This is a genomic window from Shewanella septentrionalis (genome assembly GCF_025370265.1).
Classification (GTDB): domain Bacteria; phylum Pseudomonadota; class Gammaproteobacteria; order Enterobacterales; family Shewanellaceae; genus Shewanella; species Shewanella hafniensis.
Window position 1 is genome coordinate 64,734 of record NZ_JAMTCC010000014.1, and the last position, 15,974, is coordinate 80,707.

At 46.5% G+C, this 15,974-nt stretch carries 17 protein-coding genes; 4 read left to right on the forward strand and 13 right to left on the reverse strand.

The features are described from left to right. The first annotated feature begins 65 nt into the window (after positions 1–65). Positions 66–692: a LysE family translocator gene (locus tag NE536_RS09975; RefSeq protein ID WP_259514118.1), complete on the forward strand. Its 627-nt coding sequence runs from the start codon at positions 66–68 to the stop codon at positions 690–692. 184 nt (positions 693–876) lie between these two features. After that, positions 877–2,634 carry a SulP family inorganic anion transporter gene (locus NE536_RS09980; protein ID WP_261272598.1) on the forward strand — a complete coding sequence of 586 codons (1,758 nt, stop codon included), beginning with the start codon at positions 877–879 and terminating at the stop codon, positions 2,632–2,634. 213 nt (positions 2,635–2,847) lie between these two features. On the opposite strand, the gene NE536_RS09985 is transcribed toward NE536_RS09980, so the two are convergent. Together NE536_RS09985 and NE536_RS09990 are read right to left on the reverse strand one after the other, a co-directional pair. Beyond that, the gene (locus NE536_RS09985; protein ID WP_126493490.1) at positions 2,848–3,045 is read right to left on the reverse strand and encodes a hypothetical protein; all 198 of its coding nucleotides are present in this window, start codon (positions 3,043–3,045) and stop codon (positions 2,848–2,850) included. 196 nt (positions 3,046–3,241) lie between these two features. Beyond that, positions 3,242–3,898 (reverse strand): glutathione S-transferase, encoded by a 657-nt coding sequence (locus NE536_RS09990; RefSeq protein WP_261272599.1) that lies wholly within the window; start codon positions 3,896–3,898, stop codon positions 3,242–3,244. Positions 3,899–4,273: 375 nt separating this feature from the next. Here NE536_RS09990 and trhO point away from each other — a divergent pair, with 375 nt between their 5' ends. Together trhO and NE536_RS10000 are read left to right on the forward strand one after the other, a co-directional pair. Further along, positions 4,274–5,278 carry an oxygen-dependent tRNA uridine(34) hydroxylase TrhO gene (trhO, locus tag NE536_RS09995; RefSeq protein ID WP_261272600.1) on the forward strand — a complete coding sequence of 335 codons (1,005 nt, stop codon included), beginning with the start codon at positions 4,274–4,276 and terminating at the stop codon, positions 5,276–5,278. 312 nt (positions 5,279–5,590) lie between these two features. Further along, on the forward strand, positions 5,591–6,058 hold the full coding sequence (locus tag NE536_RS10000) for a hypothetical protein (RefSeq protein WP_006086831.1): 468 nt from the start codon (positions 5,591–5,593) through the stop codon (positions 6,056–6,058). 170 nt (positions 6,059–6,228) lie between these two features. Here the strand turns inward: NE536_RS10000 and NE536_RS10005 are convergent, their stop codons facing one another. The 11 genes from NE536_RS10005 to NE536_RS10055 form a co-directional block, all read right to left on the reverse strand. Further along, a complete protein-coding gene (locus NE536_RS10005) occupies positions 6,229–6,471 on the reverse strand; it encodes a DUF2897 family protein (protein ID WP_261272601.1) in 243 nt (80 codons plus the stop codon). Between the two features lie 47 nt (positions 6,472–6,518). Beyond that, positions 6,519–7,256, reverse strand: a complete 738-nt coding sequence (gene kdsB, locus NE536_RS10010) for an 8-amino-3,8-dideoxy-manno-octulosonate cytidylyltransferase KdsB (protein ID WP_006081834.1) — start codon at positions 7,254–7,256, stop codon at positions 6,519–6,521. Between the two features lie 97 nt (positions 7,257–7,353). Continuing rightward, positions 7,354–8,424: a 3-deoxy-alpha-D-manno-octulosonate 8-oxidase KdnB gene (kdnB, locus tag NE536_RS10015; protein WP_011846934.1), complete on the reverse strand. Its 1,071-nt coding sequence runs from the start codon at positions 8,422–8,424 to the stop codon at positions 7,354–7,356. A gap of 20 nt (positions 8,425–8,444) precedes the next feature. Continuing rightward, positions 8,445–9,635: an 8-amino-3,8-dideoxy-alpha-D-manno-octulosonate transaminase KdnA gene (kdnA, locus tag NE536_RS10020; protein ID WP_006081832.1), complete on the reverse strand. Its 1,191-nt coding sequence runs from the start codon at positions 9,633–9,635 to the stop codon at positions 8,445–8,447. A gap of 194 nt (positions 9,636–9,829) precedes the next feature. Continuing rightward, the gene (gene can, locus NE536_RS10025) at positions 9,830–10,447 is read right to left on the reverse strand and encodes a carbonate dehydratase (RefSeq protein ID WP_006081831.1); all 618 of its coding nucleotides are present in this window, start codon (positions 10,445–10,447) and stop codon (positions 9,830–9,832) included. 298 nt (positions 10,448–10,745) lie between these two features. After that, the gene (locus NE536_RS10030) at positions 10,746–11,183 is read right to left on the reverse strand and encodes a type 2 periplasmic-binding domain-containing protein (protein ID WP_006081830.1); all 438 of its coding nucleotides are present in this window, start codon (positions 11,181–11,183) and stop codon (positions 10,746–10,748) included. 10 nt (positions 11,184–11,193) lie between these two features. Beyond that, a complete protein-coding gene (locus NE536_RS10035) occupies positions 11,194–12,372 on the reverse strand; it encodes a porin (RefSeq protein WP_261272602.1) in 1,179 nt (392 codons plus the stop codon). A gap of 321 nt (positions 12,373–12,693) precedes the next feature. Beyond that, entirely contained in the window at positions 12,694–13,524 is an 831-nt protein-coding gene (locus NE536_RS10040) for an alpha/beta fold hydrolase (protein ID WP_261272603.1), read from the reverse strand. Between the two features lie 111 nt (positions 13,525–13,635). Beyond that, positions 13,636–14,349 (reverse strand): M15 family metallopeptidase, encoded by a 714-nt coding sequence (locus NE536_RS10045; RefSeq protein ID WP_261272604.1) that lies wholly within the window; start codon positions 14,347–14,349, stop codon positions 13,636–13,638. Further along, positions 14,343–15,482, reverse strand: coding sequence for a succinyl-diaminopimelate desuccinylase (dapE, locus tag NE536_RS10050; protein ID WP_261272630.1), 1,140 nt, complete (start codon positions 15,480–15,482; stop codon positions 14,343–14,345). The genes NE536_RS10045 and dapE overlap by 7 nt, the downstream gene beginning before the upstream one ends. Next, the gene (locus NE536_RS10055) at positions 15,482–15,826 is read right to left on the reverse strand and encodes an ArsC family reductase (protein ID WP_006086822.1); all 345 of its coding nucleotides are present in this window, start codon (positions 15,824–15,826) and stop codon (positions 15,482–15,484) included. Before NE536_RS10055 ends, dapE begins: the two co-directional genes overlap by 1 nt. Between the last annotated feature and the right edge of the window lie 148 nt (positions 15,827–15,974).

Sequence of the window (15,974 nt, forward strand, 5' to 3'; positions counted from 1 at the left end):
TCTCCGTATATTATTTATTGCATCTTTTTATGTCAATAAATGTATGCATACAATTTAAGGTGAATATGAATACCGCACTACTTTACGATCCACAATTATGGACTTTGATGGCCTCGACTGCGCTGTTTTGCGCCACTATGTCTATGACGCCCGGACCAAACAATGTGCTATTGGCCAGTTCCGGTGCGCATTTTGGTGTGATGCGCACTGTGCCGCACATTGCAGGGATCCGCTTGGGTTCGACTTCTTTACACCTTGCGGTGTTATTTGGGCTTGGAACCTTGTTTGAAGCATTACCGGTATTGCACCAAGTTTTGAAATATTTCGCTTTGGCGTATTTGCTGTATCTCGCGTACAAATTAGTGACGTCGCCAGTGCAGAGCACGCATCTTGATGACGGCCGAAAACCTATGACCCTGATTGAGGCCGCCTTATTCCAATGGATTAACCCTAAGTCTTGGATGTCGACAATTACCCTGTGCAGCGCATTCACATTAGGCGGCGATGGCTTTTGGCTCAGTGCCTTTCTTGGGGTATTAACCTTTAACGTAGTGGGATTTCCGGCGTCATTTACTTGGGTGTTTGTCGGTGCGGCGATCAGTAAGAAACTCAATACGGATAGACGTAAGCGTCATTTTAATTGGTTTATGGGCAGTTTACTTTTAGTGTCACTGCCGATGATATTGCGCTAACTTAGTGTTTATTCAGCGCCTAACTCCATAAATATTCTGAGGAAAATACTCGCGTAATGATTGGCTTTATGCCATAACCAACATACTATTGCTGGCTTTTAGGTAATGACCTTTTCGCTGAATATTTTCAGTCTCGGTTATACTGATTAGTGCTTATCTTGATGGTGTGAATGGAGGTTGCCGAGTGAAGTTTCCTAGTTTGATTTCGTTTATGCCGGGATTGGCGCAATTATTACAATATGAAAAGCAATGGCTTAGGGATGATGTGCGCGCAGGCTTGTCCGTTGCCGCCGTGGCACTCCCTGTCGCGATTGCCTATGCCCAGCTCACAGGCGTCAATGCTGCTGTGGGTTTGTACTCCTGCGTTTTGCCTATGCTGGTATACGCGCTATTTGGGACCTCAAAGCAATTAATCGTGGGTCCAGATGCGGCGACCTGCGCCGTTATCGCCGCCGTTGTTACGCCCCTTGCTGCAGGCGATAGCATGAAGCATTGGCAGTTAGTCATGACCATGACAGCCATGACAGGCTTTTGGTGCTTGATCGCGAGCCGTTTTAAGCTGGGTGTGCTTGCTGATTTTCTGTCAAAGCCGATTTTGATGGGATTGCTGAACGGGGTCGCGATCACCATTATCGTCGGACAATTTTCGAAGATTTTTGGTTTTACCTTCGACGAGCGCTATTTAATCGAACGCCTCAGCGGCGCCCCTTCTTATTTATCAAAAACCCATTGGCCGACCTTGACAATGGGGATTGTGACGCTGGCGACCTATGCCTTAGTGAAACGGTTTCGTCCCCAATGGCCCGCATCTATGTGCGCGATGGCGATGGCGGCGTTTCTTGTTTGGGTATTTAACCTGACGAGCTTTGACATTAGCGTTGTCGGAGAGGTGACCTCTGGTTTACCTTCATTCCAAGCACCGGCTTTTGATTTGGGGCTGGCCCGTGAGTTGGTGGTGCCAGCGCTCAACTTAGCCATGGTGAGCTTTGTGAGCATGATGCTGACCGCTCGAAGTTTTGCGGCAAAAAATGGTTACGATATAGATGCAGATAAAGAATTCAGGGCGTTAGGGTTAGCCAATATCGCATCCGCCATCTCCCAAGGGTTTGCGGTGAGCGGCGCCGATTCCCGCACTGCGGTAAACGATGCCAATGGCGGCAAGAGCCAGTTAGTGTCCATCATAGCGGCGGTATTGATTGGCGTTGTCGCGCTGTTTTTTACTGCGCCGTTGAAGTACATCCCTAGCGCAGCATTAGGGGTGGTATTGGTGATTGCCTCTATTTCGCTTATCGATCTTAAGTCGCTGTGGAATTTGCGTGTGCGCGATAAGTCAGCTTTCTTGCTTGCGTGTATCACCTTGTTCTCTGTCCTATTTATTGGGGTGATTCCTGGGATCACTTTGGCCGTGTTACTGGGGTTATTCCAGTTCCTTGCGACGGTAATGCGCCCCACGGATCAAGTGCTTGGCTTAGATCATAAGGGCGTTATCCGCAGCGTCGATGATTCGGGTAAAGCTAAATCTGTGCCTGGCGTGTTTATGTATCGCTTTAATTCGCCGTTAACTTATTTTAATGCGACGTATTTTAAGCGCCGTTTACTGGAAAAGTTTATTCGGGAATCTGAGCCGGTCGATTGCATCATTATTGATGCCGTGCCTTGTTTTACCCATTTAGATTTAAGTGTGATGGCCATGTTGGCAGATTTACATCAATTGCTTAAAAAGCGTGGAGTACGCTTAGTGCTTGCGGGGCGTAAACGACAGATGCTGAGTTGGTTCGAGCAAGCGGGTATGCAGACAGGGGAAGGCGGCATTCTGATCCGGCCAGATTTGTATCTCGCCCTTAAAATGAATCAAAGCTATAAACAAGCCTTGGCTGAAGGGCAAGCGCCTGTGATCCAAAAAGTCCCCGATGATGCTGTGCTGTTGCATAGCCATTTATAGCGAATGATTTAAATTTTAAGGTTTTGTAAAAGAGGAATCATTAAAATAGCGCAGCCTAAGCTTGCGCTATTTTTTTGCGTGTTTAAGCTCTTGTAAGTATTTGTTTAAATGCTTATTTATGTGCTTTGACTCGTATTGAAATGAGTATTTGAATTGGGCGGGGCAATGATGCGGTAGCAAGTGTTGTCGCCCAATGTGATGGTGTTTGACGGCTTAGTCTTTGAGAATTCTATCGAGGGGAATAAAACCGTGATAACCGTAATACCCCATAGGGCCGAGGATCAGACTCAGAAAGCACCATAACCATTTTTTGTTGGTGCTGAGATCCACTTTACTCTTGAAGGCTCGAAGGGCGAAAAGAAAATGCAGTAGCATCAGGCCCCCAAGCATAATAATGATATTGATATCCATATGTTCCAACTGCCTTATCCTTGTGTTCTATCATTCACGCCTTTGAAAGACATTAAGCGCGGTTACATTTATCTTGAGAAGCTTGCCTAGTGATCTGTAGCTAAATTAGCGACCTCACTAACTGTCAAATACCTTACTCGAATATTTTACCGATGGCTATAACATAAAATAAAAATAATCTTTAAATCTTATTGGCTTACATGTCTCCTAACAAGCAAGTTGGAGAATGGCTAGCGTCCCAGATCACATATTTTTCCATCGCACGAATAAATATTTCACTCGAAATGAGGTTTTCTAGCCAAGCGGCGAGTCGCGGAAAATCATCGCTCAGTGCACGTTTAAGATCCACTGCGGCAAATTGGCGTATAAAAGGCACGATGGCGTAGTCCGCAAGGCGAGGTGTATCGGCAACTAAAAAGGTGTGTTGCCCTAAGCATGCTTCAAGTTGCGTGAGGAAATGGCTCGCTTGCTGATAATAGTCAGCTTGCGTTTGTTCAGGGTAACGGTCAGCATATTTATAGCGGTCGAGCCATGGCTTAAATTGCTGATCATTTTGCGTGATAAGCTCCGCCATTTTACCTTCAATTACAGGGCTTTGCTGACATAGCAGATCTAAGGGATCCGCTTGCGTGAGTGCCCAGCGCATGATCTCAAGACTTTCGGCAATCACTTCACCATTGGCTAGCACTAATACCGGCACAGTCCCTTTGGGTGAAGCGGCCAGCATTTGCGCTGGTTTAGCTTTGAGGGTGATTTCGCGGACTTCAACATTGCATTGGGCGAGTAAGAGTCCCAAACGCGCTCGCATGGCATAGGGGCAACGACGAAAAGTGTATAAGACGGCTAGAGCCATTAGGATTTACTCTACTGTGCGGCGCTAATGCGACGCAAGTTGGTGCGATGTACGCAGATGTCGGCTTTTGTCTTCTACATGTACATGCTTATTGACGACGCGAGTGTGCCAGTACGAATGCCGCGTGCCAATCAGGCTGTGTGCAAAGGGCGCAGATGGTAACGCTTTCATATTGAAATTTCTGCTTAATTTGCCAGCAGAAAATGATTTTTCTTACCTCTGTGCGTAAAGAATTAAAGACCCTGCATTTTATCTGTTTTTATCTTGCTGTGACTCAGGTAGAATTCCGCGCTATTTTGGGATCTGTAGCCAGTCTACAGCTGATTGATTTGTTTATGCACTGGAAATTAAGTTCCAGCCAGCAAAGAGGGTGTTATGACTAAAGTCGTCGTGTGTGCGTTATATAAATTCGTGTCTTTACCGCATTTTGAATCTATCCGAGCGCCACTGCTCGCCATGATGGAACAGGCCGAGATCAAAGGCACTCTGCTCCTCGCAAGCGAAGGGATTAATGGCACAGTTGCCGGCACTCAAGAAGCGATCGAAGCATTATTGGTTTGGCTTAACGGCCAAAATGGCCTAGACAATATCGTGCACAAATTGTCATTCGACGATGAAATGCCGTTCTACCGCACTAAAGTCAAACTGAAAAACGAAATCGTGACTATGGGCGTTGAAGGTATTGATCCACTTAAAGTGGTTGGCACCTATGTGAAGCCTCAAGATTGGAATGCGCTGATTTCTGATCCGGATGTGATTTTAGTCGACACCCGTAACGATTATGAAGTGCAAATCGGCACTTTCAAAAATGCCATTAATCCTGTGACTGAAACCTTCAGAGAATTCCCGGAATATGTGAAGCAAAATCTTGATCCTGCTAAACATAAGAAGGTCGCCATGTTCTGTACCGGTGGTATTCGCTGTGAAAAATCAACCGCGTATTTGAAAGAGCAAGGCTTCGACGAGGTGTATCATCTTGAAGGCGGTATTCTTAAATACCTTGAAGAAGTCAAAGCGGAAGAAAGTTTGTGGGAAGGCGAGTGCTTTGTATTTGATAACCGCGTTGCGGTAAATCATGACTTGAAGAAAGGCCAATACGATCAATGTAATGCTTGCCGTATGCCAATCACTGAAGCTGAAAAACAGAGCCCTGCCTATGTGCAAGGTGTCAGCTGCCCACATTGTATCGATAAAATTTCTGATGAGCAGCGTAAACGTTTTGTTGAGCGTGAGCGTCAAGTGAATCTGGCAAAAGCCCGTAACGAAGCGCATATCGGCAGCGATGTAAATCAAGTGATTGAAGCGCGCCGCGAGAAAAAAGAAGCGCAGCGTCGACTCGCCGCCGAGAAAAATAATGCGAAAAAATCGCAAGTGCTTTAACTTTATATTTCATTGGATTAGCTGCGAGTTAGTCATGAGTTCTCATTGAGTTCGTTTCTCGCTCAGGCAGCTCATACATTGCTCTCGATTTGAATATGGTTGCACTATGGCCCGACTCGTTCGGGCCATTTTTTTATGCCGATTTTAGTTTTAGTGTGAATGTGCATTAACCCATTATTTAACTCATTATTTATCATAGCGCTATGCCGAAAATCTTAAATTTATGATAACTTTCAGTCGCTAGTATTAAAAAAATAAAGTCGAGTGCCATTAAACGAAAGGGAGCGATTCAGTGCAAGGTAGGCAAAGCGCATGAGCATTTGGAAAGAGCTATACGATATTTTCGATAAGGAACGCAGTCGCTGGCAGCAATCGAGCGCCAGTAAGCAGGCGATTGCCTTTGAGTTAAAAGCCAATTTGGGTTTTCTGGCCGATGCCTTAAGCAGCGGTTTATCGCAAAGCGCGATCGCCAGCGGTTTAGAATGCAGTATTTTTGAGGCAAAACTGAAAGAGGGCGCCGCACTCACTGCGTTAAATCGCCGTAAAGTGACCCTGAAGTTTATTGGCGAATTTGCCGAGTTTGCTAAGTATGTCGGTAAAGAGAACGACGCTTTAGTCGAGAATGCTTACTCTAAAATCAAATCACTGCAGAAATTAGTCGCGGCCGAGCCCAATAAAAGCCACGATCTGAGGATTAAATCCCTGTTTCGCTTCTTAGTCTTTTTAGTGGCGCACCTTGAGGAGCAGCCATTAAGTCGCACATCAGCGAAAAAAGCTTAAGGTTGATGCGTGGACGAGCTTGTGATTAATACGATTGGTATAAGAGACAAAAAAGGCGCTTATGGCGCCTTTTCTATGTTTGCGAACATCATTGCTCAGCTTTTTAGCGCAGTCTATAAGAGGCGAGTTCACGAGTCATCTTCAGATTACTCTTAAAGCCACCGTTGAGTTTAGTTCTTAGGTGGCTCATCTGTTTTATTGGCTTCTGAGTCCGCAGAACTTGGCTTGTTTGAAGCCGCATCTGCGTCATGCTCTGCTGCCGAAGGCTCAGCAGTAGGCTTTATCTGCTTATCTTTACCATGTTGGCCGAACTGCGGCAGTTTGAACTTAGCACTGTACTTCAACGCGGCAAGATTGCTGGCGATGACACCGACGATCAAAATAATAATGATCCAGACTTCTAAGGTCGACATACTCAGCTCCTGTTTCGAATAGACTCGCGCGCAAGACACACGGGTGATCAATCAACCGCTAAACGTTGCTCACATTTACGAATATCTTCTGGCGTATCAACTTCAATAGAATCAAAGGCGCTAATGGCGATTTTGATTTTATGACCATATTCTAATGCACGTAATTGCTCGAGTTTTTCCAGATCTTCTAGACGTCCTAATGGCAGAGCGGCGAAGGCTTGGACGAATTTTCGGGTATAAGCATACACACCTAAGTGCTTATAAACGGGGTAATCTTGGGTGTCGCGGCCAAAAGGAATACGCGAACGAGAGAAATACAAGGCATAGTTGTTGTTATCGAACACCATCTTCACATGCATAGGATCGTCAAGCTCGGCTTTATTGACGATTTCAAAGCCTAAGGTGGCCATTTCAAACTCACCTGGGTGACGCTCGAAGAGGCTGATGACTTGCTCGATGGATGTTGGGTCAATAAGGGGTTGATCGCCCTGTAGGTTGATCACTAAGTCGTCATCTTTCAGTCCCAGTTGGTTTATCGCATCATTGATACGATCTGTACCCGATGCCGCTTCTGGGCTGGTCATGACCACTTTGCCGCCAAAACCTTCAACGGCCGCTTTAATGCGGTCATCATCGGTAGCGACATAAATATTGGTGAGGCCTTTGGCTAACGACGCGCGTTCATACACGTGTTGGATCATTGGCTTGCCGTTAATCGGGGCTAAGGGTTTGCCCGGGAAGCGGCTTGAACCGTAACGAGCCGGGATTAACAGAGTCACATTCATCAAATTATCCTACTTTTATCAAAGATATACAGTGTAGAAATACAATGCATATAGACAAAAGGGCTCACAATTGAGCCCTTTTAATATGTGTTAGAGCTTAGATGCGACGGAACAGGGCAGTCAACATTTCGTCTGTGACTTTCTCTTCCCAACCCGCGCCGTAAACGTTAGCCCATAGTGGACCCATGCTCTTAGTCACGGCAACCATTTTTGCTATGGTTTCGTCTGGCAGATCTTTACAGATGTTCTTCGGCAGTGTGATGTTGTGTTTCTTCATCATCAAACGGAACTCTTCAACACCTTCTGGATAGAATTCTTCTAACACGTCAAAGGCGATACAGTTGCCGATACCGTGGTGGTAACCCAAGATATAAGACAGACCGTAAGAAACCGCGTGACAGGCACCCACTTGGCTGTAAGCGATACTCATACCGCCCATGAAAGACGCCATCATCAGCTTGTCGTCTTTTTCTACGTGGTCGTCTAAGTACACTTGGCGACATAAATCCATGGCTTTTTCAGCGTAGGATTTAGAGAACTCGTTTAAGAAGGTACCTTGTAAAGATTCAACACAGTGGATATAGCAATCCATACCTGTGTAGAACCATTGGTCCGTTTCAACGCCTTCGATTAACTCAGAATCCATGATGATTTGATCGAATACTGTGTAATCTGAGTTCAGACCTAGCTTACGCACTGGACCACATAACACGGCGGTGCGTGACGCTTCTGCACCAGTACCAGAAATCGTTGGGATACCAATGTGGTGTACCGCTGGGTTCTTGATTAAGTCCCAACCTTGGTACATGGCAGAGCCACCTGGGTTCGTCAGCATCAGCGATACCGCTTTAGCCACGTCCATGGTTGAACCGCCACCTAAACCCACTACGCTGACAGGCAGTTTGCTATTAAAAGCTTGAACTTGCTCTGTTAACGTGTCGATTTGAATGGTGCTTGGCTCTTCATCAACGTTAACCCAAATCACCATGTCTTGTGCTTTAGCTGGGATGCGGCCCTCAAGGGCTTTGCCTTGATGCACGTCATCGACTAAAAATACCACGAAGTCGTCGGCGGTTTTACGTTCAGCAGCTAACACTTCATCCAATTGGACGAATGAGCCACGGCCGAAGATCATTTTTTCAACTACTTTAAAATTCTTAAAACTCATTGCAACAAACTCCCGTAGAATTATTGGGCAAATGCTTTCTTGATGTTTTCGATACGCTCAGCGATCTGAGCATCGGTCCAAGACAACTTGATGAGCATAGAAATGGTGCGGCTCATAATGGCATCGGATTTAGGCACAGAAACTTGAGTATAGTCAGGTCTGTCGGCGATTAATGTGATTGGCAACGCAGCAGATGCCTTAAGCTCCTGAATGTGTTTCCAGTTTTTCAAATAATGCCAGTTGTTTACATACCAGTAGAAGCAGCCATCGACGCCGTTTTCAGCCAGTTTTTTGCTGATTTCGATAGTACGCGCTTCGGTTGGCAACATAAAGGTTAAGAAGCCCGCTGAGTCGCCTTCTGGATCGGGGATCAGGCGGAAGGTTACTTCTGGGATAGCAGCGGCCATCGCATCTTTAATGGTTTTTTTGTTTTTACGTTGGATATCGATAATGGTATCGAGTTTACGTAATTGCGCTAAACCTAAGGCGGCGTTCATTTCCGAAATACGGAAGTTCAAGCCAATGATTGGATGTGACTCAGCGCCGCGGTCTTTACCTATGTGGTCATGGCCGTGATCGGAGAACATGTGCGCGTTGTTGTAGATTTCAGTGTTATTAGTGATTACAGCGCCACCTTCACCACAGGTGATGGTTTTGACTGAATCGAATGAGTAACAACCCACATCACCGATAGTACCTAAGGCTTGGCCCTTGTAGCTGCCACCAATGGCTTGGCAAGCATCTTCTAAAATCTTGATGTTATGTTTTGCACAGACGGCTTTGATCTCGTCCATCTTCGCCATAGAACCACACATGTGCACTAAGTTAATCGCTTTAGTACGTGGGGTAATCGCGGCTTCAATACCTTCTGGAGATAAACACAGTGTCTCGTCGATTTCGGCAAAGATAGGAATCGCGCCTGCCATAAAAATCGCTTCAACTGAGGCAACAAAGGTAAAAGGTGGCACGATAACTTCGTCGCCAGCGCCAATGCCCGCAGCCATCATGGCCGTTTGCAGTGCAGCGGTGCCGCTTGACAAAAGGTGAGCATGCTTCACGTTCATTTTCTCGCAGAGCAGTTGCTCCATATCGCGAGTCTTCCAGCGATCATTACGCATATGGTCGAAGTTGTAACGGAAGGTAAAACCGTTTTCCATAACGTCAGCGACTTCCTGCTTCTCTTCAGGACCAAATAATTCAAAACCGGGCATGGAAGGTATCTCCTTAGAATATGTCGCGCATAGGTCGCGCTGCAATTAACTGGCGGATTATAACTGGGGTAATAGACCCTTGCGATGTTTTATTGCTGAAAATTGCCATGGAAAAAGAAAAACCTGCACAGGTGCAGGTTTTATCTGAGTATAGATGACACTCAGCTAAGGGTTAAAAGCACACATTCAGGCCGTTAGCGTGGATTGGCTAAGCCGTGTTCACGATCGACAGTGACATCTAAATCTGTCAGTAAACCGTTATCAATGCCGTAAATCCAGCCGTGTACTGCGACTTCTTGGCCGCGATCCCAGGCTTCTTGCACTATGGTTGAACTGGTGACGTTGGCAACCTGCTCAATCACGTTGAGCTCGCATAGGCGATCAAAACGTTTCGCTTCATCCATCTGTTTTAATTCATCTTGATAGATACGGTAGATATCACGTAAATGCCCGAGCCAGTTATCGATAAGGCCTAAGCGTTGCTGACTCATGGCCGCACGCACACCACCACAGCCGTAGTGACCCACCACCATAATGTGCTTCACCTTGAGCACATCAACGGCGTATTGCAGCACAGATAAGCAGTTAAGATCGGTATGGATCACCATGTTGGCAATATTGCGGTGAACAAAGACTTCACCCGGCATAAGATCGATGATTTGGTTAGACGGTACGCGACTATCTGAGCAGCCAATCCACAGGTATTCAGGATGTTGCTGTTTCGCTAATTGCTCAAAAAAATCAGGATTTTCTTGACGTATACGTCCGGCCCAGCGGCGGTTGTTGTCGAATAAAGGTTTGAGTAGTTTCATTTTAACCTATTGTTTTATTGACATATAAAATGTCTTCTCATGCTCTAATTCATGCAAGCAGCACATTTTTAGCAAGAGTATACCAGCAAAATTGTTTCTGCTGGTCTATCCAATTAAGGTTTGAATCGGGATATTGAGAAATCGAGATTATTTTTTCTTAATAGTACTGTAAATGGATAGCTTCTCTCTGGGGATTCGAGCGCCATTTGCGGGGGTGTTTGGGGTTAATATCGCGCTAATGCTGAGTGAAAATCTTGTCCGCCAGAGATTAAGGCGGACAAGGATGATGCAGTATGGGTTAGAACTTACTGATCACTTTTACGCTATCGTTCACTTCGCTGACGTCAACAAACCCGATCATATTCGGATTGGCGGCAATCAATGAGAGCATTTCAGCGCTAGAGTCGACGACTTTTGGCGGTTGGCCTTGGCCTGAAAAGACCAGTTTTGACCAATAGGCTTTGAGCTGACTCTCGGTTTTATTGAGGATCTGCTTCACGAAGGCATCACGGGCGGGTGAGCCCTCGGGTTGATCGAGCGCAACCACAGTGCCACCACTGGGGAAAGACTTAAGTTTACCTAAATAGATACGTGAAATATCCGCAGCGCTAATTTCTGACGTATTAGAAGGATGCACCACGACGGCAATTTCGGCTTGCACACAGGCACTGCCAAGCAAAAGCGCACTGGCGACTAAGGTTTTCATCATCAACCGAGATCTTATTAATAGTTTCATGTTTAACTCCTTAAAAAACTAAGTCTATTGCCATACTCAGCAACTGTTCATCGGAGGACGGTTTGTCATTGCTGTAGTTGGTGTACTCCAGTTTTAGTGCGGCTGAGGGATGGAAATCCCAGCGTGTTCCTATGATGTAGTAGGCGCTGTCTTCTTGCTGTGCTTCAAGCGCCGCTTTTGTACCGAAAACCAGAGGCGCTAGCGCAGCTTGGTTTGCTGGTGGCAGACTATTGTATAGCGGTAACATGCCGTCATAGGCATCGTATTGTGGATCACCTTTGTCAATACCGTAGGTTAAATGAAAAGTGAAATCTTTATAGCGGATCCCGCCGGAAACAAAGGCTGAATCTTGGATGTTAAAACTGCTAGGGTCGACGTCAATTCGGGTGTATTCAGCCAAGATAAACCATTTACCCGCATCATATTTAACGTTAGCGCCTATGAGTAACGCGCTGTCGTTAATGGGTAAAAGATCATCTACCACTTGCTGACTAAATAACCCTGTTTGGGCAATCGCATCGCCTAGGCCCAGCAGAGCAGGTAACTCGTAGGAGAAATCAGTCACTATGCCGATATTCAAGCCGTACTCAAACCCTGAGGTTACAAAGTTGAAGTTCATTATGTGGCCCTCGGCGGAGAAGGGCGCGGGAGGTGTTGATGAACCTATAGGTGCATAGTCAGAAACAGAAGTCGTAATATACTTATAGGTCAAACCGACTTCGGTATCGCCCCATAAATCGGAATATACTAAGCCGACACCTTCGCCTGAATTAAATGGCAGTGAATAAACGCCGCGGGGCGGGGTGATCCAGTGATAGGCATAACCTACGTCAATATAATCTGAGTATTTATAGAGGTTAAAGCGTTGGCGGCCCGCCATCAGCATAAGTTTGTCGCTGATGTCGTAGGAGATATAAGCCCATTCGAATTCAGCGCTATAATCGTTACTGCCTCTGGATAGCACTTGCGCCGTGGCTCTTAGGCCACTACCCAGATCGGCGGTAAATTGTAAGGCAACTTTAGAATCATTATTAAAGTTGATTTCTTTGTCATAACCATAATAGCTTTTATCGTCACTGAGACTCGAGCCCGCGACAATAGAGGCAAATCCATTTATTTGAACATCGGCATAAAGAGACTGCATATAAAGTGTGCTGAGCACGCAGAGGGCAACTGTACTTTTTCTCATGGCAGAATACCTTGTTGAGGGAATACAGTAATAAAGGTAGTTGATATATGGTAGATTTCACCTTTATGCAACATTTTTTGAGGCGCTGACGACAAAATGGTGATTTCTATTTGTTAATGCAGATTTTATGGGGAAGTCTTTGAAAGGTGAGTGGGCTAATCTGCGAAGCAAAATCAGCTAAAGCCCAATGTATGCATGGGATAAATAGGGATTGAACCTGGGTTCGGTATTGATGATGTGGATTAAGCTGAAATAGCTGTCTTCAAGATGCGAATGTCCACATCTTGAAGATTTTATTGAGTGACGGTATTTAGCAACAGATTAGTGATGTTTAGCGAGAAAATCGGCTAAGAGTTGATTAATAAACTCCGCTTGTTCAAGGGTTGAGATATGTCCCGCCGCAGGAATATGCACCAGTTGACTGCCATCGATGGCATCGCTCATTAGGTAGCTTTCTAGCACACTGCGTGCTTTATCCTCAACGCCCGCCATGATAAGACAAGGCAGCGTCAACTGCTCTGCATCTTCCATAGTATCGCGACGACCAAAAATCATTCGTCCCAGTTTCACTATCGTGGGGATTTTTTCTGCTGAGATTGTGGCAAGTGAGTGTTCAAAGCCAGCGACCAGTTCAGGTGTGTTATGCGCGGCATTATTTGCGAAGAACAAAGGTGAAATCGCACTGATAAGCGCCGCAGGAATCGCCTTAGCTGCGGTAATCATATCCAGCATGCCATCATATTTCGCGCGGGTCACTTCGGGTTCAAAACCGATAAAACTGTTGAGCATCACGAGGGTTTTAACCCTTGTTGGTGCTTTCAGTACCAATTCTGCGCCCCACATAGCACCAACAGATTGTCCGATAACACTAAAGTCAGTGATATTGAGGGCATCCATTAAGGCCAACATGTGATCGGCAATATCGAGTAGCGTTTTACCATTATCGGGCAGTAAATCTGACTGACCATGACCCCACAGTTCTGGCACGATACAGCGGTAATGGGCACTTAGCGCGGCAATTTGAGGCGCCCACATGGCGCTATCCCATAAATAACTGTGCCCAAACAACAATACAGGGCCTGAGCCGACATCAAGGTAACTTAATTTTCGATCGGCAATAACAAGCTGCTGACGGTGTGAAGAAAAATCCATAAAGCCTACTTAATCAAATATATCGTTATGTTAAGCCGTATTCTGGCGTCAATTTGGGCGATAGATCGCTGGGCTTAACCTTTACAAAAATCTGCGGCGAATATCCCACAGCTAAGGCTGAGCGATACGCAGCACGTATTCATCCACTAGATAGTCTAATCGGGCGAGTACCGCATCTTTGAGCAACATATCACTGTTTTCTAAAACGATTGCCAGTTCGGCACGATCGAACTGTGGCAACAATAATTGCGCAACAGGGAAATAGCTGATGTGCCAAGGCTCAGGACTGACCGCGCTTTGCCCCTGTTGAAACGGGAAATAAAAGCCAAAATCATGGGCATTTTCCACCAGCCAAGCATGCAATTTTGCGCAGGGGCCAGTTTGGCCATATTCAGCTTCGATAAGGCGAAGGGCTTTGACATCAATTTGATCCGCATCGAACACATCGAGATCGGTACCCCAGTGGTGACGTGAAGCACCGGGTAGCGCCGACCAGAGCAAAATCAAGTCGACGATGGCATCGTCACTCAGTCCCTTAATACTCATCGCTTGCTCGTTGGCATCTAATACCGCGCGTTTACCGCTGGCCTTGGCATTCCAAATTGCCAGTTGTCGCTCAAAAGGGCGATGGGCAGAGCAGATGGCGAGTGCTATGCCCGCCTCTTTGGCTTTTTCCGCCATCGCATTAAAGGCGATGGCGGTGTTCGCTTCGAGCCAAAAGCTATGATACCCATGGTGATACGGACTTAAATATTCCACCAATTCAGGGGAGTTTAAGCCGTAAAGCCTCGCGGTTTCGGGGCGGATCTCAAGGTGTGTTAGCACAATAGTTGTTCCAAAATCACTTCATAACACAGGGCTAGCTGCTCAAGGTCATCCACTTTAACGCATTCATTCACTTTATGAATGGTGGCGTTCACTGGGCCAAGCTCTAACACTTTGGCACCCGTTGGCGCGATAAAGCGTCCGTCCGATGTGCCGCCTGTGGTTTGTGGATCTGTTTCATAGCCTGTGACTTGGCGAATAGCAATACGGGTCGCGTCAAGCAGTGGGCCATCGCCGGTTAAAAATGGCAGGCCATTGAAAATCCAGCTAATATCGTAGTCTAGCTCGTGGGCTTTCAATAAGGCTTCAACCCGTTCAATCAATATTTCGGCGGTCACTTCGGTGGAGTAACGGAAGTTAAACATCACGTCTAGTGCGCCGGGGATCACATTCGATGCGCCGGTGCCGCCATTAATATTGGCGATTTGGAAGCTGGTGGGCGGAAAGAACTCATTGCCATTATCCCAGTGCATTTGACTTAGCTCGGCCAAGAAAGGCGCGGCTTTGTGGATTGGATTATCAGCAAGGTGTGGATAGGCCACGTGGCCTTGAATGCCTTTCACGGTTAAGTTGCCGGTTAAACTGCCGCGGCGACCATTTTTGACCACATCGCCCAGCTTTAGGGTAGATGAAGGCTCGCCGACTAATGCCCAGGTGATCTTCTCGTTGCGCGCTTCTAAGGTATCAATGACCCGTGTCGTGCCGTTGATAAAGGGGCCTTCTTCATCGCTGGTGATCAAAAAGGCGATTGAGCCATTATGATCGGGATGTTTAGCCACAAAACGTTCGGTGGCAATCACCATAGCCGCCAATGAACCTTTCATGTCTGCGGCGCCGCGGCCATATAAGTAGCCATCGATAATGGTGGGCACAAAAGGCGGCGTGTGCCAGCGGCTCACATCACCCGTTGGCACAACATCTGTGTGGCCGGCAAAACAAAAGACCGGACCTTCATTGCCACGGCGAGCCCACATATTGGTGGTGTCTTCAAATACCATAGGTTCGATATTAAAGCCGATGGCGCTGAGTCTTTCAGCCATTAAGGTTTGGCAGCCTTCATCAAGTGGCGTCACCGAAGGGCGGGCGATCAGCGCTTTTGCCAGTTCCGTTACGGGATAATCATCGGCTGGCATCATAGTGAAAATACTCTTTTATAGGCGGCTTCATCAAAGCCAATCAGCACGTGTTCACCGACGACCAAGACGGGGCGTTTGATCAGTGTCGGTTGCGCCAGCATAAGTTGAATGGCTTTGGCTTGATCGATATCGGTTTTATCTGCGTCACTGAGTGCACGAAAGCTCGTGCTGCGCTTATTGAATACGGTTTCCCAGCCTGAGGCTTTACACCAGAATTCGAGGTCTTCTTGACGTAGGCCGTCATCTCTAAAATCATGGAAGTGAACTGGAAGTTGATGATTTTCAATCCATTTACGTGCTTTACGCACTGTATCGCAATTCTTAATACCGTAGAGGGTCAAAATGATGCTCCAGTGTGGATGGACGCTTGGCTGGCAAGCATTGATTTTGCTGGCATTGTGGCATTGTGCGGCGCATGTCACAAGTGGGATGTGTTGCCGATATCTGGTGAGTAACAAAACGCTAATTTTCTAGGGATAATAATCGCTA

Excerpts from the sequence above, each read along its gene's own strand:
- NE536_RS10005 (WP_261272601.1), bottom strand. The coding sequence starts at position 6,471 with ATGTCGACCTTAGAAGTCTGGATCATTATTATTTTGATCGTCGGTGTC.
- NE536_RS10000 (WP_006086831.1), top strand. The coding sequence starts at position 5,591 with ATGAGCATTTGGAAAGAGCTATACGATATTTTCGATAAGGAACGCAGT.
- NE536_RS09990 (WP_261272599.1), bottom strand. The coding sequence starts at position 3,898 with ATGGCTCTAGCCGTCTTATACACTTTTCGTCGTTGCCCCTATGCCATG.
- NE536_RS10030 (WP_006081830.1), bottom strand. The coding sequence starts at position 11,183 with ATGAAACTATTAATAAGATCTCGGTTGATGATGAAAACCTTAGTCGCC.
- kdnB (WP_011846934.1), bottom strand. The coding sequence starts at position 8,424 with ATGAGTTTTAAGAATTTTAAAGTAGTTGAAAAAATGATCTTCGGCCGT.
- can (WP_006081831.1), bottom strand. The coding sequence starts at position 10,447 with ATGAAACTACTCAAACCTTTATTCGACAACAACCGCCGCTGGGCCGGA.
- NE536_RS09985 (WP_126493490.1), bottom strand. The coding sequence starts at position 3,045 with ATGGATATCAATATCATTATTATGCTTGGGGGCCTGATGCTACTGCAT.
- NE536_RS10040 (WP_261272603.1), bottom strand. The coding sequence starts at position 13,524 with ATGGATTTTTCTTCACACCGTCAGCAGCTTGTTATTGCCGATCGAAAA.
- NE536_RS10035 (WP_261272602.1), bottom strand. The coding sequence starts at position 12,372 with ATGAGAAAAAGTACAGTTGCCCTCTGCGTGCTCAGCACACTTTATATG.
- dapE (WP_261272630.1), bottom strand. The coding sequence starts at position 15,482 with ATGCCAGCCGATGATTATCCCGTAACGGAACTGGCAAAAGCGCTGATC.
- trhO (WP_261272600.1), top strand. The coding sequence starts at position 4,274 with ATGACTAAAGTCGTCGTGTGTGCGTTATATAAATTCGTGTCTTTACCG.
- kdnA (WP_006081832.1), bottom strand. The coding sequence starts at position 9,635 with ATGCCCGGTTTTGAATTATTTGGTCCTGAAGAGAAGCAGGAAGTCGCT.
- NE536_RS09975 (WP_259514118.1), top strand. The coding sequence starts at position 66 with ATGAATACCGCACTACTTTACGATCCACAATTATGGACTTTGATGGCC.
- kdsB (WP_006081834.1), bottom strand. The coding sequence starts at position 7,256 with ATGAATGTGACTCTGTTAATCCCGGCTCGTTACGGTTCAAGCCGCTTC.